Genomic DNA, 24,657 nt, shown 5'->3' on the forward strand with positions numbered 1-24,657 from the left:
ATCTTACCCTTGACGTTGAGTGAGGATGGTTTCTTCATACTGACGTACCTGTTGCAGCCATTCGCTGCCTGGGATGACGTCATGACGCTGGCAGTAATGTTCCCACACGGCCTGCCACGGCAGCGATTTTTGTTCTTCCAGCAGGGCCAGACGCGCGGTGTAATCGCCGTTTTGTTCCAGTGTGCGCAGCGTTTCCGTCGGTTCCAGCAGTGCGCGCAACAGGGCTTTCTTCATGTTGCGGGTGCCGATGACCCATGCGGCGATGCGGTTGATCGAGGCATCAAAGAAATCGAGCCCGATATGCACGCGGTTAAGCAACTTATGGCGCACGATTTCGTGAGCGATGGCCTGCGTTTCGTCGTCCAGCAGCACCACATGGTCGCTGTCCCAGCGTACTGGGCGGCTGACGTGCAGCAGCAGGCGCGGGACGTACAGAATTGCGCTGGAAATCTTGTCGGAAATCACTTCGGTTGGGTGGAAGTGTCCGGCATCCAGACAGAGCGCGGTGCCGCGGCTGGCCGCGTAGCCAAGGCAGAATTCACTGGAGCCGACGGTAAAACTTTCCGCGCCGATCCCGAACAGTTTACTTTCCACCGCATCGATATGGTGTGCCTGATCGAGTGGTTCGGCGATGACCTCATCCAGCGCGCTGAGCAGCCGCTGGCGGAACGCCAGACGATCGATGGTCAAATCTTTCATGCCGTCCGGCACCCAGATGTTCATTACAGACGGTGTGCCGAGTTCGCGTCCGAAGTAGGCGGAAATCCGGCGGCTGGCCTGACAGTGTTCAATCCAGAAACGGCGGACTTTTTCATCCGGGTGCGACAGGGTAAAGCCGTCTGCGCTTAGCGGATGAGAAAAGCAGGTCGGGTTAAAATCCAGCCCGAGCTGGTGGCGCTTGGCCCATTCAACCCAGGTGCTGAAATGCTCGGGGGCAATCTCGTTGCGGGCGACGGGCTGTGCGGATTCCAGATAAATGGCATGCAGGTTCAGTCGTTTAGGGCCGGGGATCAGCGCAAAGGCCTGTTCCAGATCGGCACGCAGTTCATCCGGCGTGCTCGCTTTGCCGGGGTAGTTGCCGGTGGCCTGAATACCGCCGGTGAGTGGCCCGCCGGTGTTCTCGAATCCGACCACATCGTCGCCCTGCCAGCAGTGCATTGACACCGGAATCTGGTCGAGCTGTTCCAGCACGGCCTCTACGTCAATATTCATGCTGGCGTAGCGTGCTTTTGCCAGTTGCCAGGCGGTTTCAATTGGTGTGCTCATTGCGTAGTCTCCTTTTTGCCCTGTGGGGCGGTTTCTGGCTGGCTGAGCGCCTGAAAACGACGCCAGTGCCCGGCAAAATCACTCTCCGCACATGGGGTATAGCGATGCAGAGGGAAGTTATGAGTCAGCATGTGCCGGAATGCGTTAAGGTCGGCAACGGCGCCTAGCGCCATCAGTTGGCAGCCGATATTGCCAAGTGTCGAGGCCTCGACCGGCCCGGCCAGAACCGGAATCTGGCACACATCGGCGCACAGTTGGTTCAGGAAGGCGTTCTGGCTGCCACCGCCGACAATATGCAACTGGCGGATTGGCGCGTGGCACAGTTCGCCCAGTTCCAGTACCACCTGCCTATAGAGCAGCGCGAGGCTGTCGAAGATGCAGCGTGCCAGCTCGGCATCGCTGTGGGGCACGGGCTGGCCGTGCTCACGGCAATAGTCGCGGATCGCCTGATGCATGGACGGCGGATTGATAAAGCGATCGTCATTCGGATTAATCAGACTGACAAAAGCGGGCAGAGCGGCGGCGGACTGAATCAGCGCGCCTAAATCCTTGATGTCACGCTCCTGACAAACGCGCTGTAGCAGCCACAGCCCCATGATGTTTTTCAGTACCCGATAGGTGCCGTCCACGCCACCTTCGTTGGTGATATTGGCGGCCAGCGCCTGCTGGCTATTAAACGGCGTGTCGCTCTCGATGCCCATTAGCGACCAGGTGCCGGAGCTGAGATAGGCGCTGTCGCGGCTTAGCAACGGTGCGCCGACCACCGCGCTGGCGGTGTCGTGCGTGGCGACAGCGGTGACGGGAATCTGCCGTCCGCTTGGCGCTGTCCAGTTCCCCACGGCGTGCCCCGGCTGCACCGGATCGCTCAACCAGCGGCGCGGGATGCCCAGATAGTCCAGCAGTTCGCTGTCCCAGGTTTTCTGTTCCAGATTAAGCAGTTGGGTTGTGCTGGCGTTGGTGTATTCGCAGACGACATTCCCCGTGAGGCGATAGTGAAAATAGTCGGGAATCATCAGCAGGTGTGCCACCTGATTCAGATCGTCAGACGGTGCGTCACACAGCGCTTTAAGCTGATAAAGCGTATTAAATGGCAGGAACTGAATGCCGGTACGCTGATAGATCGCCTCACGTCCCAGTTCGGCAGTGACGGTAGCCATCACGCCGTCGGTGCGGTGATCGCGATAGGAATACGGCAGGCCAACACGCTGCCCGTCCTTATCGAGTAGCACATAGTCCACGCCCCAACTGTCGATCCCGATGCTATCGGGGGTGATACCCATGGCATCGATTTGGTGTAATCCGGTGAGGATGTCACCTTCCAGCGCGGCCAGATCCCACTGGTGATGGTTGTCCTGAAACACCAGCGTATTGCTGAAACGGTGAATTTCTTTCAGCGTCAAATGCTGCGTTGCGGTGTGCAAGGTTGCCAGCATGACCCGACCACTGGATGCACCTAAATCCACCGCCACGATATTCTTCACCGCCATAGCCGCACTCCTTACTTGTTGGATGTGTTGCAGTGTAAGGAGCGGTAACAGAAGCCACCTTCCTATGAGTGCCATCTACAACAGGCGGCTGGCAAAATGACAAAGCTGACCGTGAAAGGGCTCACAATCTGGGAAATTACTTAGGGAATAACCATGAGGAAATCAGGGGAAAAGGCGATGTGATCCTTGCCACACTTCAATCAATTAGGCGATGAGATCTTAAAAAAAGAGCAGTCAGATGGCGTGTGGGCGACGGTATTTGAAGGCCGGTTTTGTGGCTTCTGACTACTCTTTTCAAAGGCTACACTTTTGCCAGAGGCTGAATGGAGAACTGAAATGACGTTACTTCGTGGTGATGATTTTTTTACTTCGCGTGCCGTAACGGTTGCGGTGGAACCGCGTACCCCACAAGTGGCGTTTCCTGAGCATTATCATGATTTCTGGGAAATCGTGCTGGTGGAGCAGGGTGCGGGTGTCCATGTGTTTAACGACCAACCTTATGCGCTGTGCAGCGGTTCGGTCTTCTTCGTTCGCGATAACGATCGGCATCTGTTTGAAGACGTCGAAGGGCTGTGCCTGACCAACATGCTGTACCGCTCGCCGCGCGGGTTCCGCTTCCTTTCCGATATCGCCGCCTTTTTGCCGTATGGCCCGAACGGCGAATGGCAAGGGCAGTGGCAGGTGAATGCAGCGGGGATGCAGCAGTTGAAACAGTCGTTGAACAGTCTGGCTGAACTGGCGCAGAGCGATGCGCCAGAGGCTATTGCTGCCAGCGAAAGCCTGTTTCTGCACATTCTGGTGCAACTGCGTCAACACTGTTTCCAGACGGAGGGCAACGGCTCCGAGCGTCAAGGAGTGCAGGCGCTGCTGGGCTGGCTGCAAAACAACTACAGTGAAGAAGTGAACTGGGGCGACTTGGCTGACCAGTTCTCGCTGCCGCTGCGTACGTTGCATCGTCAGCTCAAACAACACACCGGTATGACGCCACAACGCTATCTGAATCGGTTAAGATTACTGGAGGCTCGTCGGCGGTTGCAGCAGAGTGATGATTCTATCACCACGATTGCGCACGCCTGTGGATTTAGCGACAGCAATCACTTCTCGACGCAATTCCGCAAGGCATTCTCGCAGGCACCTAAGTCACTACGCCATCAGGCGTTTTCTCGTGAAGAGTAGGTAATAGCAACTGCGGGTGAGGGAATGGCGACAGTAATACGGGGTTTGAAATTACAGACTGAAGACTATTTTCTCACCGACAAAAATGCCGTGATGGTTGCTGAACGGCATCCTCAGCCGGTGTTTCCGCTGCATCATCATGATTTCGACGAACTGGTGATTGTCTGGCGTGGCAATGGCCTTCACCTCTGGAACGATGTGCCTTACCGCATTACCCGTGGCGATATGTTCTATGTCTCCGCGAATGATCGCCACAGCTATGAATCCGTCCACGGGCTCGAACTGGACAATATTCTCTATATTCGCAATCGCCTGACGCTATCCGCCGACTGGCAAGCGTTACTGCCGGGCGGGGAGCTGCCACAAAGCCAGCGTCACTGGTGCTTAGGCTCGCAAGGCATGGATACCCTCCGTGAGAAGGTGGACGCGCTGACGCAGGAGTGTATGAAGTCGGATACGCTGTCGTTGCAACTGAGTGAAGCACTGTTGTTGCAGATTGCACTGCTGGCGGCACGTTATCGCCATTCTCCGGATAGCCCACAGTTGGCGGACGCGCACCAGTTGGATATGTTGATGAATGCGCTGCGTGCCAGCATTGCCGCGCCGTTTCGCTTTGAAGCCTTCTGTGAACAGCACCACTTCAGCGCCCGCACTTTACGTTCGCGCTTTAAAGAACAAACCGGCATGAGCGTGCCGCACTACTTGCGCCAGCTGCGGCTATGCAAGGCGATGGAGCTGCTGCGTTATGACCTGCAAACCATTGGCGACGTTGCCGCACTGTGCGGTTTTGAAGACAGTAACTACTTCTCCGTGGTGTTCCATCAGGCGTTCGGCGTTTCGCCCAGCGCTTATCGCCAGCGCTTCCTGAATGTGGAGTGACACCCGCATCGTTCGGGGTTAATATCACTGGTGACACCAATGATATTAACCGGAGCATATTATGGCTGACACCACACGTCAAACCACGACGCTGCGCATCGATCAGGACATTAAGGAACGACTGAAAACGCTGGCCGATGACCGCAACAGCTCAGCCCATGCGCTGATGCTGGAAGCGATTGCCGAATACGTTGAGCGGGAAGAAAAACGCAGCCAGTACCGTAAAGAGGCGTTGGCCGCGTGGGAAGACTATCAGGACACTGGCAAACATATCACTGCAGATGAAACCGTTACCTGGTTAGAATCTTGGGGTTCTGGACATGAACAGGATGCGCCTGCATGCCACAAGTGATCGTTTCAGAACGCGCGAAGCGTGATTTGCAGCGTCTGCAGGATTTTCTAAAAAACAAAAATGCGCTGGCTGCGAAAAAGGCCGCTGAAGTTTTGATTCGCGGCATTCGTCAGTTAGAAGCGCTGCCGAATATCGGGCGACCCGTTGAACATCTCCCTCTTGAATATCAGGAACTGGTGATCGAATTCGGCAGCAGCGGGTACGTGATGCTTTACCGTCATGATGAACTGACTGACAGAGTGGTGATCCTGACCGTCAAGCATCAAAAAGAAGCCGGTTACCAAAACCCTTAATCCTGTCTTCTGAGATTACCCATTCGCCAAATTCAGCGTGCCACTACACGTCAACACCCCTACTCCGCCACCGTTGAAAGCAGCAGGCGCGTGTAAGGGTGCTGCGGTTGATTGAAGATCTGCTCGACCGTCCCCGTTTCTACGATATCCCCATCTTTCATGACCGCGATGCGGTGGCTCATATGCTGTACCACGCCCAGATCGTGGGAGATGAACAGCATCGTCAGCCCTAACTGGCGTTGCAACGCCACCAGCAAATCCAGCACCTGCGCCTGTGTGGTGACGTCCAGTGCCGATACTGGTTCGTCGCAGATCAGAATCTCGGGTTCTGAAGCCAGCGCTTGTGCGATGGAGACGCGCTGACGTTGCCCACCGGACATCGCCGTTGGGCGGCGGCTTAGCAAGTCAGGCGTCAAGCCGACATACTCCAGCAGCGTCAGAATGCGGCGCTGTTTCTCATCGTCGCTTAGATCGCGACGCAGGCGCAGCGGCTGGCGCAGAATCTGCGCGACGGTAAATTGCGGATCGAACGAGCTAAGCGGATCTTGTGTGATCGTCTGAATGCGTGCGCGCAGCGGTCGGCGTTCGCGTTCCGTTAATGTGCTCCAGGCATTGTCCGCGAGTCGGACTTCACCGCTGTCCGGCTTTTGCAGCGCCAGAATGACTTTGCCCAGCGTGGTTTTCCCCGAACCGGATTCCCCGACGATGCCCAGCGTTTCGCCGCGCTTAATCTGGAGAGAAACCTGATTGACGGCGTGCATCCGACTGCCGTCAGGGCGCTTGAACGACACCGCAATCCGATCCGCCGTTAGTGCAATGGCGTCGTTGGTGTTGGTGTGATTGGCTGCCAAAAAAGCGGGTGACGGTGCAATGCCGCTCTGTAACGGGTCAGCACCAGCCAGCCACTTTCCACGGGTAGACGCGGTCGGGATCGCCGCCAGCAGCTTGCGGGTGTAGGGATGCGTCGGCGCGGACAGGATCTGCCGCGCCTCACCGCCTTCTACCAGCGATCCTTGTTGCATCACGATGACGCGATCTGCCACCTCTGCGACGACGGCAAGATCGTGGGTGATCAGTAAAACGCCGTGCCCTGCCTGCGCCAATGCGGTGAAGACTTTCAGCACCTGCTTTTGCACCGTGGCATCCAGCGCGGTGGTGGGTTCATCGGCAATAAGCAACTGTGGACCCGCCGCCAACGCGGAAGCGATAAGTGCACGCTGACGCAGTCCGCCGGACAGTTCATGCGGATACTGCGCTGCGCGATTCTCTGGATCGGGAATGCCCGCCTTCGTCAGGAGTTCAGCAACGCGGGCGGGAACCTGCTGACGAGGCAACAGGCGATGAGTCAGAATCGGTTCGGCGACTTCCTGCCCGATCTTGCGCAGCGGATCGAGAGACACCAGCGCATCCTGCAAAACAAAACCGATTTCACGGCCGCGAATCGCCCGCCAGTCGCGGTCGGTCAGATAGCGTAAATCACACAGGCTGCCATCATGGCGCGTGAGCTCAATCGCGCTTGCCTGTACGTCAACGTTTTCACCGGCCAGACCTACCAGCGTGCGGGCGGTAACGGATTTCCCTGAGCCCGATTCGCCGACCAGCGCCAGAATTTCTCCAGCATTCACCTGAAAAGAGAGGTTTTTAACCGAACGAATGGGGCCGGATGGGCTGGGAAACGTGACGCTCAAGTTCTCTACACGTAGCAGCGGCGTCTTCGCGGGTGCATCTGAAGATGAATGAGAGGAGTGAGGGAGTGTGTTCAGGCTCATCGTGCCTCTCCTTTTGCCAAAATAGCCTGTAAACGACGCCCCAGCAGCGTGATGGAAATCACCGACAGCGCCACAACGCTGGCGGGCAGCAGGCTGACCCACGGTGCGATATCAAGGAAGTTGCGTCCGTCGGCCAATAGCGCGCCCCATTCGGCGGTCGGTGGGACAACGCCCAATCCGAGAAAGCTCAGCGCAGAGGCGGACAGCACCGCGTGGCCGACGCCAATGGTGGCGACAATCAGCAACGGGCGCAGCGTATTGGGAATGATGTGGCGGAAAACGATATACAGCGGGTGTTCACCCAGCGCAATCGCATGCTCGACGTAGCCGGATAGCCTGACTTGCAGCACCTGAGAACGAATCAAACGCGCATAGCCAGCAATCCCCGCCAGACCGACGGCCAGCATGGTATTTTCCGGTCCGCGTCCCAGGACGGCGATCACCAGCAGTGCCAGCAGCAGATCGGGAAACGCCAGCATGATGTCCAGCAGGCGCACCAGAACCTGACGGATGCGCAGCGGCGCGAGCACCGACAGCGTGCCAAACAGCACACCGCCGAAGCAGGCGATCAGCATCGCGCCGACGCCAATACCCAGCGACAGCGAAGTACCGTGAACAATACGGGAAAAAATGTCGCGCCCCAGTTGATCGGTGCCGAACCAGTAAGTGCTATTCGGCGACTGGAATACCGCCCCCATATCCATTTCATCGGCGGTGCGACTGGTAAACAGTGAAGGGAAAAAGACCGCTAGCGCCAGTAGGAAAACGATAGCGGCAGGCAGCAGCGTCGCCGTGCTCAGCCACGGGCTGCGATAGGTTTTTCTTGATGGCGTCTGCGTGAAGGGCATTGGTTCACTACTCATGGGCGCTCGCCTTCTTGCGTAAGCGGGGATCGATGAGGAGATACAGCGCATCCACCAGCAGGTTGATAACGACGAACAGGAATGCGGACAGCATGACGACGCCGAGCACCAGCGGCATGTCGCGGTTTTCAATTGCGCTCAACGTGACCTGCCCGATACCCGCGCGGCCAAAGACGGTTTCGGTCAGCACGGAGCCGCCGAGTACGCTTGCCAACAGCGTGCCAGTCAGCGTTGAGGCAGCCAGCGCCGCGTGGCGTAAACCGTGGCGGAAGCGTAGCCGGATTTCACTGACGCCGCGCGTGCGCACGGTGAGCGAGAACGGTTGGGAGAGCGCATCTTCCAGACCGTCGCGCAGTACCTGACTCAAAATAGCGGCAATCGGTAGGCCCAGCGTGATGACGGGCAGTACGAGCGACATGACGCCATCGTTGCCAGTGACCGGAAACCATTGCAGACGAAAACTGAACAGGCTTAGCAGCACGATACCAATCCAGTAGACCGGCGTGCTAAGCAGCGTGAGTTCCAGCCAGGACACGGTGGTACGCATTACACCATAGCGGCCTGCGGTCAGCAGTGCGCTGGTGATGGCAAGGAGCAGCGCCAGAATTAAGCCGCCAAGCGCCAGCGGTAGCGTTTCATGCATCGCATCGCTAATCACGCTGCCGACTGGCAGGCGGTAAAGATAGCTGACGCCAAAATCACCCTGTAGCGCCTGTCCGCAGTAGCGCAGGTATTGCACCCACAGCGGCTGGTCGAGCCCAAATTGCTTGATGAGTACGGCGCGATAGGCTTCATCCACCACGTTATCGCCGCCGCTGAGAATAGCGACGGGATCGCCGGGGATCAGTTTGACGGCAATAAACGTCAATGTGGCTGCGCCCCAGAGCACAGCCAGAATGGTGAAAAGACGTTTACCTATCGCGTACAGATTAACGTTTAATCCAGACATCATAGAAGTTCGGTTTTGCGTTGGTAGCCCAGCCTATGCCCTGTACCTGTTTGGACAGGCCGAGTTGGTAGGCAGGAATGTATAGCGGAACCACATACGCCTGATCGATGACCTCACGCTGTATTTCGCTGTAGAGCTGTTTACGTTCCGCGTCACCCGCGCCAATGGCTTTTCTCAGCTTGTCATTCAGCACGCTGATACGCGTAAAGTTGTTGCCGTTCGGTGGTGCATAGGCTGAATCGAACACGGTACGCAGAATATCCGGCTCTGCTCGCACGAAGAAGTTAGAAGCGATATCGTACTCGTTAGCATTGGTGCGCGTGGTGAATTCACCCGCATCAACCGGCGTCAGTTTGACGTCGAAGCCTGCCTGCTTCACCTGATATTGCACCGCCTGGAACAGCGCGACATCCGCGGCTTCAACGTTGGTTGAAGCGTAAACGAAGCTGACGCTCAGGCGTTGGCCATCTTTGGTTCGGAAGCCTTCGCCGTCTTTCTGTTTCCAGCCTGCGTTATCCAACAGTTCGTTGGCTTTTTTCACATCAAAGCCCCAGCGGGAGGCAACGCTCTGATCGTAGTACAGCGTGGCGGGGCCGAGAACGTTATCGGCGGCTTTCAGCGTGCCGAAGAAGGCAACTTTCACCGCCGCGTTGGTATCCACCGCGCTTTGGAATGCCTTACGCACCGCGACATCCTGGAAAGGGCCTTTGGTGGTGTTGAGATAGAGTACGCGGTTAACGCCCGGGTTCTCATAGGTAATCACTTCCAGCTTTGGATTGCGCTTCACCGTCGGGAAGTTAGCAGGTGGTACGGCGTCAATCGCCTGAATCTGGCCGCTGCTCAGTGCGCCGAGGCGAACCGACGCTTCCGGCAGATATTTGAACACCAGACCGTCCAGATAGGCTGGACCCGTGTGCTTGGCATAACCCGGTCCCCAGTTGTAATCAGGGCGCTTCGTCAGCTTGCTGCCGCTGCCTTTCACAAAGGAATCAAGAATAAACGGACCGGAACCCACCACGGTGGTGCTGGTGTTTGGTGTTTTCTTCAGGTACGTCGGTGATTGAATGCCCAGATAGGGCAGGCTTAGACCCTGCAACAGCGCCGCAAACGGTGAGCTGTAGTGGAGCACAATCGTATAGTCATCCGGCGTTGAGATCTTGTCGATAGGGCCTAACAGTGATTTCGCGTAGCTGGAGGTGGTTTTCGGATCGAGAATACGCTCGATGTTGTATTTCACCGCTTCCGCATCCAGCTTGGTGCCGTCGCTGAACGTCACGTCCTTGCGCAGGTGGAAGGTGTACTCGGTGTTGTTGTCGTTAATTTTCCAGCTTTCCGCCAACCAGGGCGTAAAGCGGTTATCTTCCGCCTGTCCTACCAGTGAATCCACCACGTTGCGGGAAATCAGCGCGGTAACGCCATAGGCCGTAATGTGCGGGTCGATAATCGGCGTATCGCTGCCCAGACCTACGTTCAGAATACCACCTGATACCGGTTTTTCACCGCTTTGTGCAGCGTAAGCACCGGGATTGAGTGCGAAAAGTAACGAGAGTAATCCTGCGGCGAGAGTCGTAACTTGCGGGTGATTTTTTTCCATTCCCTGTGTCCTTTACGATGACATGAGGCCATACACGGCGGTCTTTTCGCTACTCTAGAGGGCGGGCTTATGCATGTAAAAGAATAAAAATTGATTTTCAATTCCATAAAAATATATATGCGGGAAGCTCTTACGTTCGCTATTGCATAAGGTTTTTCCTTAAAACTCAGTGGTGGTGTCGGTTTTTATCACTACCATTGATTGAAGTCCCTACTGATGCGCATCAGCTATTAGGAAGCAATCCACGATGACGAAATCTTTAAGGAGAGGCTAATCGTATGACTCACGAACCGAACCCTGAAATTCCGTTGAATACTGCACGATAGGCTGTGATTTTATTTTAGATAATGTGAAATATTGGGATGCTTATTATTTTAGTATCGCACTACAGAGCCGAGATCTGTGTGTTAATTTGCACCATCTCCTCGTTTAATTTTCCGGTCTGAAGAATTATTGATGCAACCCTTTCTGTCACTTTTTTCTGCTCTTCTTTGTAAAGTAGCTCACCCTGTATCGTCTGGGTGTGCAGATATGTCACGTCATCCGTCATTGCAGTGACCACCGCTATGGCTTCCTCCTTGCGCTGATTATGCAGATGACTGGCGGCTTCAGTTAAACTCGCGACCACCTTTTTGAATTCGTCTGAGGTAGGTTGCAACTCGTTTTTCGCATAGAACTGTATTTGATTATTCATCTCTATGATTCCTTGTTATTGCGCAATAAGGATGGCTCGTTGTTGTTCCAACTCGATGCTCTGGTTACGGGACGCAAGCAGATTATTTTGTACAATGAGTGCAAGATTTTTGGCTAGCTCTGGCGCTTTGCGTATGGCCTCTTGGATCGTCGGGGATTCACTCAAATATTGGACCGCTTTTTTCTGCGCGTCGGTGGCGGCCAGGAGGTAATCTCCCGACAAACCATTTACCGCCACCCATTGGCATAGATAGAGGAAGAACGATTTCATAAAATTTGGATCCTGATATTCTTCCAGACGGGTTTCGAGATCCATTTCCTTGAGATCTTCCAGATCACGCTGAAATCCGCTGCTGGTCATCCGGTCGCAATATTGTGACATTTGGTCCCAAAACAGGCTGGCGTTGGTCAGCGTGCCGATGACTTTGCCCAAAGCATCTATCGCGCTGTGCAGAGAATTCACTGAAAGCGTGGAGTTACCCTGTTCGACTTTGAGGTTTTTCAGGCTTTCTGCATATTCAGCCAGCGCAACCAGTGAGGCACGCTTTTCTTTCTGTAGTTCAAGCTGTTTGTTGAGTAGATTTGTTAAGGGGCTATCTGCTCAAGAATTGATTAACATCGCCGCAGGACTTTTCCCTATTTCCCGCCTGTATATAGTGAATTATGGAACGTTTTATTGAGAATCTGATGTATTCATCGCGCTGGCTGCTTGCCTCGGTTTATCTTGGGCTGTCGGTGGATTGCTGGTGATGGTGATGCTGTCCGGTTACGAGAACTTTGTCTCGGTGCTGGATATCTCCAAAGGCAGAGAAAAGCTGAACTTGCTCGGTAAGATGGACTCCGGCTCGCTGAAAAATAAAGTTGCCGCCTCGATTGTCGCTATCTCGTCGAACCATCTGCTGCGTGTGTTTATGGATGCCCGTAATATCCCGGATAACAAGCTGATGTGGTACGTGATTATCCATTTGACGTTTGTGCTGTCTGCACTGGTCATGGGGTATCTGGATCGCATGTCGCGTTACGAAAAAAGCAAAACGGCATAATAAATGCCGCACGGTCTGCGTAGCCAGATGAAAGAACCGATCCTATTGTTAACGAAGTGATGTTATCAACACGCTTTGTTTAACGGAGGATATTATGCCGCAAACCGATCAAATTAACCGCCGTGTGGTTCTGGCTCAGCGCCCGCACGGCGCGCCAACACCAGAGACTTTCCGTCTAGAACAGCAGCCTGTCCCACAGGTCGATTCAGGACATATCTTGCTGCGTACGGTGTTCCTCTCCCTTGACCCTTATATGCGTGGCCGCATGAGTGACGCCCCTTCTTATGCTAAACCCGTCGAACTGAATGACGTGATGGTCGGCGGGACAATCAGCCGCGTGGTGGAATCAAAACACCCAGATTATCAGACCGGCGATTGGGTGTTGTCCTTCAGCTGCTGGCAGGATTATGCAATTTCCGACGGCAAAGGATTAACCAATCTCGGTCAGTCGCCGACAAATCCTTCCTATGCGTTGGGCGTGCTGGGTATGCCGGGCTTCACTGCGTATATGGGGCTAACAGATATCGGCCAGCCTAAAGCGGGTGAAACGCTGGTGGTGGCCGCCGCGACTGGCCCAGTTGGTGCGACGGTTGGGCAGCTCGGAAAATTGAAAGGCTGTCGGGTCGTTGGCGTGGCGGGGGGCGCGGAAAAATGTCGCTATGCGGTTGAAGTACTGGGATTTGATGCTTGCATCGACCACCGGGCGGATGATTTTGCGGAACAACTGAAACAAGCCTGCCCGAAGGGAATCGATATCTACTTTGAAAATGTCGGCGGGAAAGTCTTTGACGCCGTGCTGCCGCTGCTGAATACCTCGGCGCGTATTCCGGTGTGCGGGTTAGTCTCTGGCTACAATGCCACAGGGCTTCCGGATGGGCCGGATCGTTTACCGCTGCTGATGGGGACGATCCTGAAGAAACGTATTCGGATGCAGGGGTTCATTATCTTTGATGATTATGGTCATCGCTTCGATGAGTTCTGGAAGGACGTTTCGCCGTGGGTGGAGGAAGGTAAGATCAAATATCGCGAAGAGATCGTCGACGGATTGGAAAACGCTCCCGAAGCCTTTATCGGCCTGCTACATGGCCGCAACTTCGGTAAATTAGTGGTCAGAGTCGGACCCGACGCCTGATACACTGGACTCGCCGCTGCGGCGGCGAGTTTTAACATAGAGTAAAACGGAGATAAAAATTCCATAAATAATAAATTAAAACAATAAGATAAGTGATTATTCTGGCGATGCTCTTTTTTACAAAAAAGAAAGGAATGGATAGGGGAATAATAATAAACGCAAAGGAACCGTCGGAATCTGATTCAGGTATCTCACAGAGATCTCTTATTTCTATCCCATCAATCATCCCTTCATAGTCTCTTATTGATGTGACCAAGATTATCATGGCACAGAGAATTGAATAGAGATAAAAACATAGAGCAAAGAGTAATGTATTTATGTTTTTCATAGTGAATTATCTGTACGGACAGAGGCTAACCCGTGTATAGAAAAGAAATAAGACCGAATGGAAATGAAAATTGACGTTATAAATGTAGTCGTTTTTTATTAATGATAACGAGTTTTGGACTTATTTATAAGCCACTACGTCACTCACTTGATTATCCTTGTTCCTTAGAGAAAATCAACATTAGACATTCGCTTTCTTTTCCTGTTTTGTTGTTTTTTTCTTTTGTTTTTACAATCTGAAAATATTCTTGAAATGTCGGGTAATTACCTAAACTAAAACCATCGATTAATGGTATTTTGGTACTTTCAACATAAGAAAGCAATTCCCTGTAAGTATCATTAATATGAGTTAAATCACAAAGATATATAGCACTAGTTTGAGGGGTTGCCTCATCGCTCGGCCCATAAGAAAAATAATAATTATTTGATAGTCTCGGTACGTCCCTGATTTCTTTATAAGTTAATGTATAGTACTTAAAAATGTCTTTCTCCGTATAAATGGTATAAGGAACGATGATAAGCCATCCCCAAAAAAATAGCAGGGAAGATAATGAAATGAAGATAGTTAAGATCGTTTTCATTACAACTTAAATCCCAAAAATACATTCTCATCAATCGTGTTGATAACCAGATCGTTTTCGTAAGATGAAAAAGGTTTTATCGCTGACAAATAAGGTGGTAATGGTCTTTTATAAGGATAAGCATGCATTTCTGGATCGGGGAAAATGAGTGGTCTGAGTTCATTATTCTTATATCTTCCCACTGGGCCATAGTAATCCCATATTTTAAAAGCATATTCTTTCGATTTTTTCTGACTAAGTGAAATATAATCTCTGGGAAGAACTACTGAATAAAAACCGACTAAATTGGAAACCAGATCTTCACAGCTAAAACCGCTATCCGTAGCAAGCGAGAACAGAGGATTAGACTGTAACCCTTCAAACTTTAGAGATACATAAAACATTATAGAGAGTGCAATAGAACGTTTAGTCTCTATCGATAACCCTCTTTTTATCTTCCATTGCGCATGAACCCCCGTCTGTACACGGCGATAATGCATGGCCTGAGAATAATTAACCAGGAAATATCCTTTGAGTAACGGATTCGCAGGTTCACTGATGAGCTGCCCCCACAAATCCCTCGCATCATCACCTTTTGCGTGGCCTAAATCAATCCACCCAAGCTGTTCGGTATAAATTAAACGCTCATTTTTTATATGTTCTCTTGTTGTCATTCCAATTGACTCCGACTGAAGATTTTATCACTGAGTTGCCATTTGTTGCTCACTATCCCTCCTCATAAAAAACCATAATGCATTAAAGAATTAATGAGGTGTATTTTATGGCTTATCAGTACATATTTTCAGTTAATATGCTGTATCCCGATGTCCCTGCGATATTGTGCTGGCAGGTAATGCTTTCATAACGCAGGCTTAGGATTTCAAAAGGCTGCATATCGCTATGCGTTAATGAGTTGGGGTTTTGGTTCGAGAGGTTGACAATAGACGCATCTCTCAATGTGATTGTCATGTAGTTCTCTTGGGTCCCGCTGGCGGAGGTGCGGTAATACCTCAACTCAATTTCCAGCAGTTCATTATTAGCGATGCTAGTTAGGACTAACGGTGTAGACTTATCAACGACTTTGGTCACAGAAAAGGGATGATGATTGACGTGTCGATCTCTTGATAGGTCGTAATTTGTGGCATAAACAAAAATTTCATCTTCGTGACCAGAGATATGTTTATTTCCTACAGAATCGATACTTAAACACCCTTCAGATATCAGTCCCTGAATTTTTCCGGTGATCTTCATGAAAATAGAATTAGCCATTCGTGTAACTCCTTGTTAAAAAATCCTTGTTGGGAAAGTTATAACGTAAATCTTGATTGAAAAAAAGAAGAAATCGACTATTTAATAAGAAATAGGATTCCTATCAGAAAGATATCCTTTCCAAGATACCATAATTGATTGTTTTAAATGATAATTAGTTGTTCGGGCAGATTTTATTATTCTGCTAATTATATTTTGATGATAAATTTATTATATAAAAAAAGATCGAACGCTTAAATAAAAAAGGCGATGGCTAAAGAAATTATTGATTTAATTAAGATGAAAGCGTTATTGATAACTCGCCGCTTAAGCGGCGAGCTTTATTATCTATTCTGGTTTTATTATTTTCCGATGCTAAGCCAGTCTGGCAGATCGTGTAATCCCATTGCCTGACGTACCAGTGTGGGTTTAATGCCGGGCAGTTTATCCGCCAGAACCAGACCGACATCACGCAGCAGCTTTTTCGCCGGATTATCGCCGTTAAACAGCTCGCGGAACCCCTGCATGCTGGCGAGCATCACTGCGGCGCTGTGCTTGCGGCGGCGTTCATAGCGTCGCAGATAAAGGTGTTGGCCGATGTCTTTGCCCTGCGCCTGTAAGCGCTTCACTTCCGCAATCAGTTCGGCGACATCCATGAAACCCAGATTGACGCCTTGCCCCGCCAGCGGATGAATGGTGTGCGCTGCGTCGCCGACCAGCACCAGCCGGTGTGCCGCGAAGCTGCGAGCGTAGCGTCCGGTCAGTGGGAAAGTCTGGCATTCGCTTTCCAGTTCACATAGCCCCAGGCGCATATCAAACGCCATCGCGACCTGACGATTGAATTCTTCTGCTGGCAGGCTTTGCATCGCCTGAGCCTGTTCCGGTGAAAGTGACCAGACAATTGAACAAAGGTGAGGCTCGTCCAGCGGCAAGAACGCCAGAATACCGTCGCCGTGAAACGTCTGACGTGCAACGGACTGATGAGGGTGTTCAGTTCGAATAGTGGCGACCAGTGCGTGATGGCCGTAGTCCCAAAAGGTCAGCGGAATATCCGCATGCTGACGTAGCCACGAATGCGCACCGTCCGCGGCGACCACTAGCCGGGCGGTCAGCATGCTGTCGTCCTGCAACGTAATAAAGGCTTCGTTCTCGCCCCAGGCGACCTGTTTTAACGAGGCGGGGGAGAGCAGGGTGATGTCGCTTAACTGAGAAGCGCGTTGCCACAGCGCCTGCTGAATCACTGGGTTTTCAATGATATGCCCAAGGTGGGAAAAGCCGAATTCTTCACCGCTAAAACTGATTTTGCCGAAGCTGTCTTTGTCCCATACCTGCATATCGTTGTAAGGGCTGACGCGTTGCGCCACAAGATTTTCCCAGACGCCGATATGGCGCAGGAGGCATTCGCTGGCGGCATTGATGGCGGAGACGCGCAGGGCATGGTCTTTCCCGAGCGGCTGAGGTTCGGCCGCCTGTTTCTCCAGCACGGCGATACGCAGGCCGCTGCCCTGTAAGCCGCAGGCTAGCGCCAAACCGACCATACCGCCACCGGCAATAACCACGTCGAATGATTGCATTTCCGTCTTTTCCTGTTGGCGAGCTTAATTAACGTTCTACCCAGCCCAGCGTGCGACGAGCAAAGGCGTCGCGCATCAGCGGCAGGTTATTCATGGCGATCAGACCCAGATTACGGCTGATTGTCAGCGCGGCATAGCGGTTAGCGAACAGCCTGACCAGTCCATCGGTGATCGCCACCGTGCTGTGTTGATCGGGCGTGCGCCGCTGTTGATAGCGGTTGAGTACTGTGTAATGGCCGATATCCTGCTGATTTTTTGCTGCCTCGATGACGGTTTCCGCCAGCGACATCACATCGCGAATCCCCAGATTAAAGCCCTGTCCAGCAATCGGGTGCAGCGTTTGTGCCGCATTACCCACCAGCGCCAGCCGATGGCTAATATGCTGGCTGGCCTTGAGTAAGCGCAGCGGATAGCTGTGGCGTTCGCCGATGTGGGTGAACTGCCCCAGACGCCAGCCGAAAGCCTGCTGTAGTTGTTGGCGAAATTCGGCTTCGCTCCATCCATCGACCTCATGTTGACGGTGTTTGTCATGGCACCAGACAAGCGAGCAGCGCCCGTTGCTCATCGGCAAGAGTGCCAGCGGGCCGTGCGGGGTAAATCGCTCGAACGCGCGGCCGCGATGGGGTTCGGCAGTCGTCACATTGGCGATGGTCGCAATCTGATCATAATCATGCTGCTGCCATTGAATCCCGCAAGACTGTGACAGCATGGAGCGCGAACCGTCGGCAGCGACCAGCAGTTGACCCGTTAGTTCGGTGCCATCGTCCAGCGTTAGCGTCGCATTATCCTGCGTCCGCGTGACGGTAACGACTTTGGCCGGGCAGTATAGACGCACGCCCGGTGACTGTTGCAGCAGGGAAAACAGGCGTTGTCCGACGTCGTACAGTTCAACCACATGGCCTAATGCCTGAACGTGATAGTCTGAGGCTTGCAGATTCACTACGCTGGCGTGCCCGCGTTCGCTGACGTGAATGTCGGTTATCGCCGTTGCGTTACCTGAGAGCGCTTGCCAGATGCCCAGCGCTGCGAGCTGCTGACGTGTGCCATCAGACAGCGCGAGGGCGCGTGCGTCAAAACCCGGATGTTCCTTGTCGAGTGGCGAGTGCGCCTCGATAAGATCGACCGAGACTGTGCCCTGCGAAAGTTGCGAGATCGCCAGCGCCAGCGTTGCACCCGCCATCCCGCCACCGACAATCATGACCGCCATGCTGTTGTCCTTTGCAATGATGTCATCGCCCTTTGAAAGCACTGCTTAGTGTTGTTTATCATGCCTTTGCGCCATGAGTGCTTCAATGGCATCAGCGTCTTTGACTACGCCAGCAGTCAGGTTTTCATTGCCGTTTTCGGTGATCACGATGTTATCTTCGATACGTACGCCAATTCCTCGGTACTGCTGCGGCACTTTGGCATTGGGCGCGATGTAAAGGCCTGGTTCGATGGTCAGTACCATACCCGGTTCAAGCGGGCGGCCCCGATCGGTGGTGCCGTAATTGCCTACATCGTGCACGTCCAGACCCAGCCAGTGGCTGAGGCCGTGCATGAAGAACTGGCGATGTGCTTGTTCGGCAATCAACTCTTCCATTTCACCTTTCAGCACACCGAGCTTGATAAGCCCGCTGACCATGATGCGCACCACTTCTTCGTTCACTTCACGGATGCTGCGACCCGGACCAAACAGTTCCAGCGCCCGTAGCTGTGAGCGCAGCACGATGTCGTAAATGGCACGCTGTGGTGCGGTAAATTTACCGTTGACGGGGAAGGTACGGGTAATGTCGCCAGCATAGCTTTTGTATTCACAGCCAGCGTCAATCAGCACCAGATCGCCGTCGCGCATTTGCATTTCATTTTCTGTGTAATGCAGGATGCAGGCATTCTCTCCGCTGCCGACGATGGTGTTGTAAGAAGGATAGCGCGCGCCGTGACGGGTAAATTCGTGGTGAATTTCGCCTTCAAGCTGATATTCATACATGCCGGGGCGGCATTTCTGCATGGCGCGCGTGTGGGCCAGTGCGGTAATTTCACAGGCGCGGCGCATCACGCTAATTTCTGCAGGCGATTTGAACAGGCGCATCTCATGCACCCACGGGCGCCAGTCGGTCAGTGTAGCAGGGGCAGCAAAACCTTGACGCGTACCGTTGCGCAAGGTATCCAGCGCGGCGAAGACCAGTTTGTCGGCATAGTCGTACTGCCCTTGCGCGTGGTACACCACGTCCAGCCCATTCAATAAGAGATGCAGCTGTGCGCCGATTTCGCCAAACGGCAGTGCACGGTCAACGCCGAGCTTGGCCGGAGCTGCTTCCTGACCAAGACGACGACCAAACCAGATTTCAGCTGTTAGATCGCGTACGCGGTTGAAGATTACGCTGTGATGATGTTTTACATCGCTTTTTACCAGTAGCAGCACGGCTTCCGGTTCGTTGAAGCCGGTGAAATACCAGAAATCGCTATTTTGACGATAAGGATAGTCACTGTCGGCATTGCGCTGCGCTTCCGGCGCAGAAAAAATAATCGCCGCGCTGCCCGGTGCCATTTTTTCCAACAGACCCTGACGACGACGAAGAAATTCTTGTGGATTCATCACCTGCTCCTGAAAATAGTCCGTGCGGTTACCTTTCCCTTCCGCCTTGCATAAAATCAATGCAGCGTTGGTTTTTGCTGCTCGGGCGCAGTCACAACGCGCTGGCTGGTAAATTCGGTATGGCACAAAATGGCAGAAACGCGAACATACTCAATCACTTCTTCCAGCGATTGCTCTAGCTCTTCCTGATCTTCATCTTCGTCGTAGCCAAGCTGCGCAATGTTGCGTAAATCTTCGATGGCTTCTTTCAGCTCACCTTTGGCTTTATTCAACTGGGGTTGAGCCACGCCCAGCCCAAGCAGGAAGTGATTGACCCAGCCTGCCAGCGCGTCAGCGCGATCGAACACGCTTACGTCATCCAGCGAGTCGTCCGGCAGGAAAAGCTGGAACAGAAAACCATCATCTTCCAGCGCTTCACGCGTGGCCTGATACAGGTCCTGAAGCGGCTGCGACAGCGTCTGGGTAAACGCCATGCCTTCGTTAGTCAGTTCAAAAACCAGCGTTCTCCAACTGTCATCATGGTTTCCACCACACAGCATCCCGCTGATCAAACCGTGCATTTCTGCTGCGGTCAGCGCGACCTGCTGTTGGTGAAGCAGTTGGTCAAGGCCTTCATAGGCGGGAAACGTATTCTCTATAGACATGCGGATTCGTCATCGTTGGCTGGATGGGTTCGTGCTATGCTACCACCAAGCTCCCTTTCGATACCAGAAAGCGCTTGTATCTTAGATCTCGGCTATATATAGTTGCGCCCGCTTTAACGAGCCCGATGTAACGGGTCATGCTATGCGGGACGCGGGCGCAAGAACGACAGAAGGCAGGAAGGTGGTATGTCTGCACAACCAGTAGATATTCAAATTTTTGGCCGTTCGTTAAGAGTGAATTGTCCGCCAGAACAACAAGATGCGTTGAATCAGGCGGCGGAAGATCTTAACCAGCGGTTGCAAGATCTTAAAGTTCGCACTAGAGTCACAAACACTGAGCAACTGGTGTTTATTGCCGCACTGAACGTGTGCCATGAGCTGGCGCAGGAACGGGGTAAGACGCGTGATTATGCGTCGAATATGGAACAGCGTATTCGTATGTTGCAGCAAACCATCGAACAGGCGTTGCTGGAGCAGGGCAAAATCACCGAACGTCAGGGTGCACAATTTGAATAACGTCGTATTTTGACAAAAGTACGGTGTTTTTACGCGATAAGACGTGCTAAGGTTTATCGCAAGTAACGAATAAAATTTCTCTGAGATGTTCGTCAGCGGGCCAGTCCCCTGAGCCGATATTTCATACCAACAGAATGTAATGCTCTGCGGTTGGTGAGCACGCTCGGTTCGTCCGAGAAGCCTTAAGACTGCGACGTTATGTTCACCTTGAACCAAGGGTTCAAGGGTTACAGCCTGCGGCGGCATCTCGGAGATTCCCTTTCTATTATCACTTTTGACCCGTGGCGAATGCAGCCCATGTCATCTTCTGATTCATCTTCATCGGCACTCCCCGATACCTCATTCTTTTCTACGGCAGCATCGCGTCAACAGATTCGTCAGGTTGTGCGTCAGCAGCGTCGTTTACTGACGCTAGAGCAGCAGTCGCGCTTTGCGCAGCAGGCGAGTGAACGCGTCATGGCACACCCGAAAATCATACAGGCAGATAGTGTCGCGGTATTTCTGTCATTTGATGGCGAGCTGGATACGTCTGCGTTGATTCAACAGCTGTGGCAGCAGGAGAAACGCGTTTACTTGCCGGTTCTGCATCCGTTTCGTACCGGGTATCTGCTGTTCCTGCGCTATGCACCGGACACCGAACTGGTGCGCAATCGTTTGAAGATTATGGAGCCGCGTCTGGACGTGCGTCAGGTGCTGCCGTTACCGCAATTGGACATCCTGCTGACGCCGCTGGTGGCGTTTGATCATCTGGGACAGCGGTTGGGTATGGGGGGCGGGTTTTACGACCGTACGTTGCAGTATCGCAACCAGATGTCGCGTGGGCCTTATCCGATCGGTCTGGCCCACGATTGTCAGCAGGTTGACGCACTGCCAGTGGAAAGCTGGGACATTCCGCTGCCGGAAATTATTACCCCCTCCCGCCATTGGCAGTGGACCACACGCTAGCTTTTGATCGGTCCGGGCACCCGATCGTGACCCAACATTTGTTGTACCAATTCCACACAGTGCAGGAAGCGCGAATCGTAGTCCGACTCTTTGATGTAAACGTACGGGATATTATTGTTAGCCAGCATCGTTTTCAGCAGGTCCTGGAACTCCGAACGGGCGGTGGTGCTGCCTAAGCTACGCAACCCATCGGCGACCCACGGCGTGTTGTTTTCCAGCAAAATCACTAGATCGAAGCGGTATTCATCGATTAGTGCCTGAACGAACGGGTGCTCACGACCCTCGTATTTCTTGCAGAACGCCTGCGTGGTGACGAAATCAGTGTCGATAAAGGCCACTTTATTGGCATATTTCACTGCAAAATCAATGTACTGTGCCTGACCCAGCGCAATCTTGTCGTAGTCGGAATACTGCAACGCCATCTCGTCGCCGCCCAAATGGGAGAACACGTAATCGCGACCATATTCCCAGGCGCTGGTGGTGTTGAAGATATTCGCCAGCTTGTTCACCAGCGTGGATTTACCGCTGGATTCGCCGCCAAGAATGGCAACGGTACGCACAAAGAACGGCTTCACTTCGGTCGGGATATAGTCCCAGTAACGGAAGGGATCGTGGCGAATCTGCGAACCGCTGATGTTCATAAAAGAGCGCTGTGGGTCGATCAGGACGGCCTCAATGCCTAGGTGCTCGCGGTATTGTGCGGCATCCTGCTCTTCGCTGGTATAGACGAAATTTGGCGTGATGCTTTTTTCCTGCATAAACGCCTGAATCCCTTTGCTCCACACATCCCAGCCGTGCGGGTAAGGCTCCATTCCTTGCTCATTGAAGGCGTGAATATGAATATTTTTCTGATACTTAAAGGTCTGTAGCAGCCAGCGCAGGCGGTCGCTGACGGTAGGCTGCTGTGACATCGAGCTGTTCTCAAACAGCAGGCGGTCGCGCGGTTCGTCGTAACCTAAAATCACATGCAGTTCGTCAACCTGGCTACAGGCGCGTTGAATCAGGTAAATATGGCCGGTGTGTAGCGGATAGAACTTACCGAAGACGACACCAACGCTCTTTTCGTAGCGCGGGAATTCCAGTTCAAGAAAGCGATGCAGCGCTTCCAGTTTCTGGGCGCTGGGGCTTTTGATTTTGGCATTAAGTAATTGACTGAGATAGCCTTTGGTCATATCGGTTGCGTCGGCAACCTGCTGTAGGGTGCAACCCTTCTGCCGGATGGCGGATTTCAGGTAATCAAATGATGACATAGTGCAGCACTCTTGTTTAGCTTACTAAACAAAGTACCACAGAACAGGGCAACATCCGCTACGCTTTCATCCCCTGTTTAGCTCAGGATGAAAGGGGCGGATGGCCTTCTGTGGTCCGTTTAGAGATCGTCGAGGATCGTCAGCGCGTCGGCTAGCTTTTTCACGCCGAACACCTGCATGCTGGCAGGGGCTTTCTTCGGCATATTGGCATGAGGAACGATGGCGCGTTTGAAGCCGTGCTTGGCGGCTTCGGTAATCCGCTCTTGGCCGCTCGGAACCGGGCGGATTTCACCCGCCAGACCGACTTCACCGAAGATGACCAGATCCTGCGGCAGTGGGCGATCGCGGAAGCTGGAGACCAGCGATAGCAGCAGCGCCAGGTCGGCGCTGGTTTCGGTGACTTTAACGCCGCCGACGACATTCACGAACACATCCTGATCGGACATCTGCAAGCCGCCGTGGCGATGTAATACCGCCAGCAGGATCGCCAGGCGATTTTGCTCCAGCCCGACCGCCACGCGACGCGGGTTAGCCATCATCGATTGATCCACCAGTGCCTGAATTTCGACCAGCAGCGGACGCGTGCCTTCCCATATCACCATGACCGAACTGCCGGACGTGACTTCGTCCCCGCGGCTGAGGAAAATTGCCGACGGATTACTGATCTCGCGTAGACCCTGTTCCGTCATCGCGAACACGCCCAGTTCGTTAACGGCACCGAAGCGGTTTTTATGGCTGCGCAGGGTACGGAAGCGCGAATCGGCATCGCCATCCAGCAACACGGAGCAGTCGATGCAGTGTTCCAATACTTTTGGCCCAGCGAGCGAACCGTCTTTGGTGACGTGGCCGACCATCACGATGGCAACACCGCGCGTTTTGGCGAAGCGGGTCAGGTAGGCGGCGGTTTCACGCACCTGCGCCACGCTGCCGGGAGACGATTGAATATCCGCGAGATGCATGACCTGAATGGAGTCGATCACCATCAGCTTCGGCTGTTCCTGCTCGGCAATCAGGCAAATCTGTTCGATGCTGGTTTCTGACAGCATATTGAGATTCTGGGTCGGCAGGTTGAGACGATGCGCCCGCATCGCCACCTGCTGTAATGATTCTTCGCCGGTGACGTACAGGGTTTTCATGTTCTCTGACAGCTTGCAGAGCGTTTGCAGCAGCAGTGTACTTTTACCCGCGCCGGGGCTACCGCCGATCAGAATCGCACTGCCCGGAACGACGCCGCCGCCCAAAACGCGGTCAAATTCCTGAAAGCCAGTAGAAAAGCGCGGCAGGGCTTCAAGACTGATTTCCGAGAGCTTTTGTACCCGGCTGACGCCAGCGCTTTCGCCTGCATAGCCGGTGAGACGGTCGGAACGTGATACTGACGCCGAGGCCAGACGGACTTCGGTAATGGTGTTCCAGGCATGGCAGGCGCTGCACTGCCCTTGCCAGCGCGGGTAGTCAGCCCCGCATTCATTACATACAAACGCCCGTTTGACGGCTTTTGCCACGTATCACCTCCCACTGA

Annotated in this window: 25 protein-coding genes, 1 other RNA gene and 1 pseudogene; 9 read left to right on the forward strand and 18 right to left on the reverse strand. The window is 53.3% G+C overall.

The genetic code is table 11. The annotated features are described in order from the left end of the window. Window positions 1-3 precede the first annotated feature (3 nt). Window positions 4-1,266: an L-rhamnose isomerase gene (locus IG609_RS02330; protein WP_193397850.1), complete on the reverse strand. Its 1,263-nt coding sequence runs from the start codon at window positions 1,264-1,266 to the stop codon at window positions 4-6. Continuing rightward, window positions 1,263-2,753, reverse strand: coding sequence for a rhamnulokinase (gene rhaB, locus IG609_RS02335; RefSeq protein WP_193397851.1), 1,491 nt, complete (start codon window positions 2,751-2,753; stop codon window positions 1,263-1,265). The genes IG609_RS02330 and rhaB overlap by 4 nt, the downstream gene beginning before the upstream one ends. A gap of 336 nt (window positions 2,754-3,089) precedes the next feature. Here rhaB and rhaS point away from each other — a divergent pair, with 336 nt between their 5' ends. The 4 genes from rhaS to IG609_RS02355 all read left to right on the forward strand — a co-directional run bounded on the left by rhaS (window position 3,090) and on the right by IG609_RS02355 (window position 5,453). Beyond that, window positions 3,090-3,929, forward strand: coding sequence for an HTH-type transcriptional activator RhaS (rhaS, locus tag IG609_RS02340; RefSeq protein ID WP_193397852.1), 840 nt, complete (start codon window positions 3,090-3,092; stop codon window positions 3,927-3,929). A gap of 24 nt (window positions 3,930-3,953) precedes the next feature. Then, window positions 3,954-4,808, forward strand: a complete 855-nt coding sequence (locus IG609_RS02345) for a helix-turn-helix domain-containing protein (RefSeq protein ID WP_193397853.1) — start codon at window positions 3,954-3,956, stop codon at window positions 4,806-4,808. A gap of 61 nt (window positions 4,809-4,869) precedes the next feature. Continuing rightward, window positions 4,870-5,160: a CopG family ribbon-helix-helix protein gene (locus IG609_RS02350; RefSeq protein WP_010296210.1), complete on the forward strand. Its 291-nt coding sequence runs from the start codon at window positions 4,870-4,872 to the stop codon at window positions 5,158-5,160. After that, a complete protein-coding gene (locus IG609_RS02355) occupies window positions 5,148-5,453 on the forward strand; it encodes a type II toxin-antitoxin system RelE/ParE family toxin (RefSeq protein WP_193397854.1) in 306 nt (101 codons plus the stop codon). Before IG609_RS02350 ends, IG609_RS02355 begins: the two co-directional genes overlap by 13 nt. Before the next feature lie 59 nt (window positions 5,454-5,512). Here IG609_RS02355 and IG609_RS02360 read toward each other — a convergent pair whose 3' ends face one another. The 6 genes from IG609_RS02360 to IG609_RS02385 all read right to left on the reverse strand — a co-directional run bounded on the left by IG609_RS02360 (window position 5,513) and on the right by IG609_RS02385 (window position 11,754). After that, window positions 5,513-7,222 (reverse strand): dipeptide ABC transporter ATP-binding protein, encoded by a 1,710-nt coding sequence (locus tag IG609_RS02360; RefSeq protein WP_193397855.1) that lies wholly within the window; start codon window positions 7,220-7,222, stop codon window positions 5,513-5,515. Then, window positions 7,219-8,085, reverse strand: coding sequence for an ABC transporter permease (locus tag IG609_RS02365; RefSeq protein ID WP_010285293.1), 867 nt, complete (start codon window positions 8,083-8,085; stop codon window positions 7,219-7,221). Before IG609_RS02365 ends, IG609_RS02360 begins: the two co-directional genes overlap by 4 nt. Then, window positions 8,078-9,037 (reverse strand): ABC transporter permease, encoded by a 960-nt coding sequence (locus tag IG609_RS02370; protein ID WP_193397856.1) that lies wholly within the window; start codon window positions 9,035-9,037, stop codon window positions 8,078-8,080. Before IG609_RS02370 ends, IG609_RS02365 begins: the two co-directional genes overlap by 8 nt. After that, the gene (locus IG609_RS02375) at window positions 9,015-10,628 is read right to left on the reverse strand and encodes an ABC transporter substrate-binding protein (RefSeq protein WP_193397857.1); all 1,614 of its coding nucleotides are present in this window, start codon (window positions 10,626-10,628) and stop codon (window positions 9,015-9,017) included. The genes IG609_RS02370 and IG609_RS02375 overlap by 23 nt, the downstream gene beginning before the upstream one ends. Before the next feature lie 385 nt (window positions 10,629-11,013). Next, entirely contained in the window at window positions 11,014-11,322 is a 309-nt protein-coding gene (locus IG609_RS02380; RefSeq protein WP_193397858.1) for a hypothetical protein, read from the reverse strand. Window positions 11,323-11,337: 15 nt separating this feature from the next. Further along, window positions 11,338-11,754 carry a hypothetical protein gene (locus IG609_RS02385; protein ID WP_193397859.1) on the reverse strand — a complete coding sequence of 139 codons (417 nt, stop codon included), beginning with the start codon at window positions 11,752-11,754 and terminating at the stop codon, window positions 11,338-11,340. Between the two features lie 230 nt (window positions 11,755-11,984). Here IG609_RS02385 and IG609_RS02390 point away from each other — a divergent pair. Both IG609_RS02390 and IG609_RS02395 read left to right on the forward strand, forming a co-directional pair. Further along, window positions 11,985-12,364 (forward strand): annotated as a pseudogene (locus tag IG609_RS02390) (YqhA family protein). 94 nt (window positions 12,365-12,458) lie between these two features. After that, on the forward strand, window positions 12,459-13,496 hold the full coding sequence (locus IG609_RS02395; protein WP_193397860.1) for an NADP-dependent oxidoreductase: 1,038 nt from the start codon (window positions 12,459-12,461) through the stop codon (window positions 13,494-13,496). A 31-nt stretch (window positions 13,497-13,527) separates the two neighbouring features. Here IG609_RS02395 and IG609_RS02400 read toward each other — a convergent pair whose 3' ends face one another. The 8 genes from IG609_RS02400 to IG609_RS02435 all read right to left on the reverse strand — a co-directional run bounded on the left by IG609_RS02400 (window position 13,528) and on the right by IG609_RS02435 (window position 20,427). Beyond that, entirely contained in the window at window positions 13,528-13,824 is a 297-nt protein-coding gene (locus tag IG609_RS02400; RefSeq protein ID WP_193397861.1) for a DUF2645 family protein, read from the reverse strand. Window positions 13,825-13,975: 151 nt separating this feature from the next. Next, window positions 13,976-14,404 carry a hypothetical protein gene (locus IG609_RS02405; RefSeq protein WP_104212601.1) on the reverse strand — a complete coding sequence of 143 codons (429 nt, stop codon included), beginning with the start codon at window positions 14,402-14,404 and terminating at the stop codon, window positions 13,976-13,978. Next, the gene (locus tag IG609_RS02410) at window positions 14,404-15,057 is read right to left on the reverse strand and encodes a hypothetical protein (RefSeq protein ID WP_104212600.1); all 654 of its coding nucleotides are present in this window, start codon (window positions 15,055-15,057) and stop codon (window positions 14,404-14,406) included. The genes IG609_RS02405 and IG609_RS02410 overlap by 1 nt, the downstream gene beginning before the upstream one ends. A 115-nt stretch (window positions 15,058-15,172) precedes the next feature. Beyond that, window positions 15,173-15,652 (reverse strand): Hcp family type VI secretion system effector, encoded by a 480-nt coding sequence (locus IG609_RS02415; protein WP_193397862.1) that lies wholly within the window; start codon window positions 15,650-15,652, stop codon window positions 15,173-15,175. A 341-nt stretch (window positions 15,653-15,993) separates the two neighbouring features. Beyond that, on the reverse strand, window positions 15,994-17,205 hold the full coding sequence (ubiI, locus tag IG609_RS02420) for an FAD-dependent 2-octaprenylphenol hydroxylase (protein WP_193400815.1): 1,212 nt from the start codon (window positions 17,203-17,205) through the stop codon (window positions 15,994-15,996). A gap of 28 nt (window positions 17,206-17,233) precedes the next feature. Beyond that, window positions 17,234-18,412 carry a 2-octaprenyl-6-methoxyphenyl hydroxylase gene (gene ubiH / locus IG609_RS02425; protein WP_193400817.1) on the reverse strand — a complete coding sequence of 393 codons (1,179 nt, stop codon included), beginning with the start codon at window positions 18,410-18,412 and terminating at the stop codon, window positions 17,234-17,236. A 45-nt stretch (window positions 18,413-18,457) separates the two neighbouring features. Continuing rightward, complete coding sequence (gene pepP, locus IG609_RS02430) at window positions 18,458-19,783, reverse strand: Xaa-Pro aminopeptidase (RefSeq protein ID WP_193400819.1); 1,326 nt, start codon at window positions 19,781-19,783, stop codon at window positions 18,458-18,460. A 56-nt stretch (window positions 19,784-19,839) separates the two neighbouring features. Beyond that, window positions 19,840-20,427, reverse strand: a complete 588-nt coding sequence (locus tag IG609_RS02435) for a YecA/YgfB family protein (protein WP_193400821.1) — start codon at window positions 20,425-20,427, stop codon at window positions 19,840-19,842. A 186-nt stretch (window positions 20,428-20,613) separates the two neighbouring features. Here IG609_RS02435 and zapA point away from each other — a divergent pair, with 186 nt between their 5' ends. From zapA to IG609_RS02450, 3 genes are all read left to right on the forward strand, one after another. Next, a complete protein-coding gene (gene zapA / locus IG609_RS02440; RefSeq protein ID WP_010284667.1) occupies window positions 20,614-20,943 on the forward strand; it encodes a cell division protein ZapA in 330 nt (109 codons plus the stop codon). Between the two features lie 74 nt (window positions 20,944-21,017). Next, window positions 21,018-21,201, forward strand: a non-coding RNA gene (gene ssrS, locus IG609_RS02445) — 6S RNA. Between the two features lie 39 nt (window positions 21,202-21,240). Continuing rightward, window positions 21,241-21,888 carry a 5-formyltetrahydrofolate cyclo-ligase gene (locus tag IG609_RS02450; protein WP_193400823.1) on the forward strand — a complete coding sequence of 216 codons (648 nt, stop codon included), beginning with the start codon at window positions 21,241-21,243 and terminating at the stop codon, window positions 21,886-21,888. Here IG609_RS02450 and nadR read toward each other — a convergent pair. Next, window positions 21,885-23,138, reverse strand: a complete 1,254-nt coding sequence (gene nadR, locus IG609_RS02455) for a multifunctional transcriptional regulator/nicotinamide-nucleotide adenylyltransferase/ribosylnicotinamide kinase NadR (protein WP_102117200.1) — start codon at window positions 23,136-23,138, stop codon at window positions 21,885-21,887. The two genes, IG609_RS02450 and nadR, sit on opposite strands and share 4 nt — an antisense overlap. Before the next feature lie 119 nt (window positions 23,139-23,257). Next, the gene (gene radA / locus IG609_RS02460; protein WP_193400824.1) at window positions 23,258-24,640 is read right to left on the reverse strand and encodes a DNA repair protein RadA; all 1,383 of its coding nucleotides are present in this window, start codon (window positions 24,638-24,640) and stop codon (window positions 23,258-23,260) included. Between the last annotated feature and the right edge of the window lie 17 nt (window positions 24,641-24,657).

Origin of the sequence: Pectobacterium quasiaquaticum (genome assembly GCF_014946775.2) — a bacterium.
Lineage (GTDB): Bacteria > Pseudomonadota > Gammaproteobacteria > Enterobacterales > Enterobacteriaceae > Pectobacterium > Pectobacterium aquaticum.

What these genes read in the sequence shown, in the direction of transcription:
- IG609_RS02330 (WP_193397850.1), bottom strand. Translation starts at nt 1,266, where the DNA reads ATGAGCACACCAATTGAAACCGCCTGGCAACTGGCAAAAGCACGCTAC.
- rhaB (WP_193397851.1), bottom strand. Translation starts at nt 2,753, where the DNA reads ATGGCGGTGAAGAATATCGTGGCGGTGGATTTAGGTGCATCCAGTGGT.
- rhaS (WP_193397852.1), top strand. Translation starts at nt 3,090, where the DNA reads ATGACGTTACTTCGTGGTGATGATTTTTTTACTTCGCGTGCCGTAACG.
- IG609_RS02345 (WP_193397853.1), top strand. Translation starts at nt 3,954, where the DNA reads ATGGCGACAGTAATACGGGGTTTGAAATTACAGACTGAAGACTATTTT.
- IG609_RS02350 (WP_010296210.1), top strand. Translation starts at nt 4,870, where the DNA reads ATGGCTGACACCACACGTCAAACCACGACGCTGCGCATCGATCAGGAC.
- IG609_RS02355 (WP_193397854.1), top strand. Translation starts at nt 5,148, where the DNA reads ATGCCACAAGTGATCGTTTCAGAACGCGCGAAGCGTGATTTGCAGCGT.
- IG609_RS02360 (WP_193397855.1), bottom strand. Translation starts at nt 7,222, where the DNA reads ATGAGCCTGAACACACTCCCTCACTCCTCTCATTCATCTTCAGATGCA.
- IG609_RS02365 (WP_010285293.1), bottom strand. Translation starts at nt 8,085, where the DNA reads ATGAGTAGTGAACCAATGCCCTTCACGCAGACGCCATCAAGAAAAACC.
- IG609_RS02370 (WP_193397856.1), bottom strand. Translation starts at nt 9,037, where the DNA reads ATGATGTCTGGATTAAACGTTAATCTGTACGCGATAGGTAAACGTCTT.
- IG609_RS02375 (WP_193397857.1), bottom strand. Translation starts at nt 10,628, where the DNA reads ATGGAAAAAAATCACCCGCAAGTTACGACTCTCGCCGCAGGATTACTC.
- IG609_RS02380 (WP_193397858.1), bottom strand. Translation starts at nt 11,322, where the DNA reads ATGAATAATCAAATACAGTTCTATGCGAAAAACGAGTTGCAACCTACC.
- IG609_RS02395 (WP_193397860.1), top strand. Translation starts at nt 12,459, where the DNA reads ATGCCGCAAACCGATCAAATTAACCGCCGTGTGGTTCTGGCTCAGCGC.
- IG609_RS02400 (WP_193397861.1), bottom strand. Translation starts at nt 13,824, where the DNA reads ATGAAAAACATAAATACATTACTCTTTGCTCTATGTTTTTATCTCTAT.
- IG609_RS02405 (WP_104212601.1), bottom strand. Translation starts at nt 14,404, where the DNA reads ATGAAAACGATCTTAACTATCTTCATTTCATTATCTTCCCTGCTATTT.
- IG609_RS02410 (WP_104212600.1), bottom strand. Translation starts at nt 15,057, where the DNA reads ATGACAACAAGAGAACATATAAAAAATGAGCGTTTAATTTATACCGAA.
- IG609_RS02415 (WP_193397862.1), bottom strand. Translation starts at nt 15,652, where the DNA reads ATGGCTAATTCTATTTTCATGAAGATCACCGGAAAAATTCAGGGACTG.
- ubiI (WP_193400815.1), bottom strand. Translation starts at nt 17,205, where the DNA reads ATGCAATCATTCGACGTGGTTATTGCCGGTGGCGGTATGGTCGGTTTG.
- ubiH (WP_193400817.1), bottom strand. Translation starts at nt 18,412, where the DNA reads ATGGCGGTCATGATTGTCGGTGGCGGGATGGCGGGTGCAACGCTGGCG.
- pepP (WP_193400819.1), bottom strand. Translation starts at nt 19,783, where the DNA reads ATGAATCCACAAGAATTTCTTCGTCGTCGTCAGGGTCTGTTGGAAAAA.
- IG609_RS02435 (WP_193400821.1), bottom strand. Translation starts at nt 20,427, where the DNA reads ATGTCTATAGAGAATACGTTTCCCGCCTATGAAGGCCTTGACCAACTG.
- zapA (WP_010284667.1), top strand. Translation starts at nt 20,614, where the DNA reads ATGTCTGCACAACCAGTAGATATTCAAATTTTTGGCCGTTCGTTAAGA.
- IG609_RS02450 (WP_193400823.1), top strand. Translation starts at nt 21,241, where the DNA reads ATGTCATCTTCTGATTCATCTTCATCGGCACTCCCCGATACCTCATTC.
- nadR (WP_102117200.1), bottom strand. Translation starts at nt 23,138, where the DNA reads ATGTCATCATTTGATTACCTGAAATCCGCCATCCGGCAGAAGGGTTGC.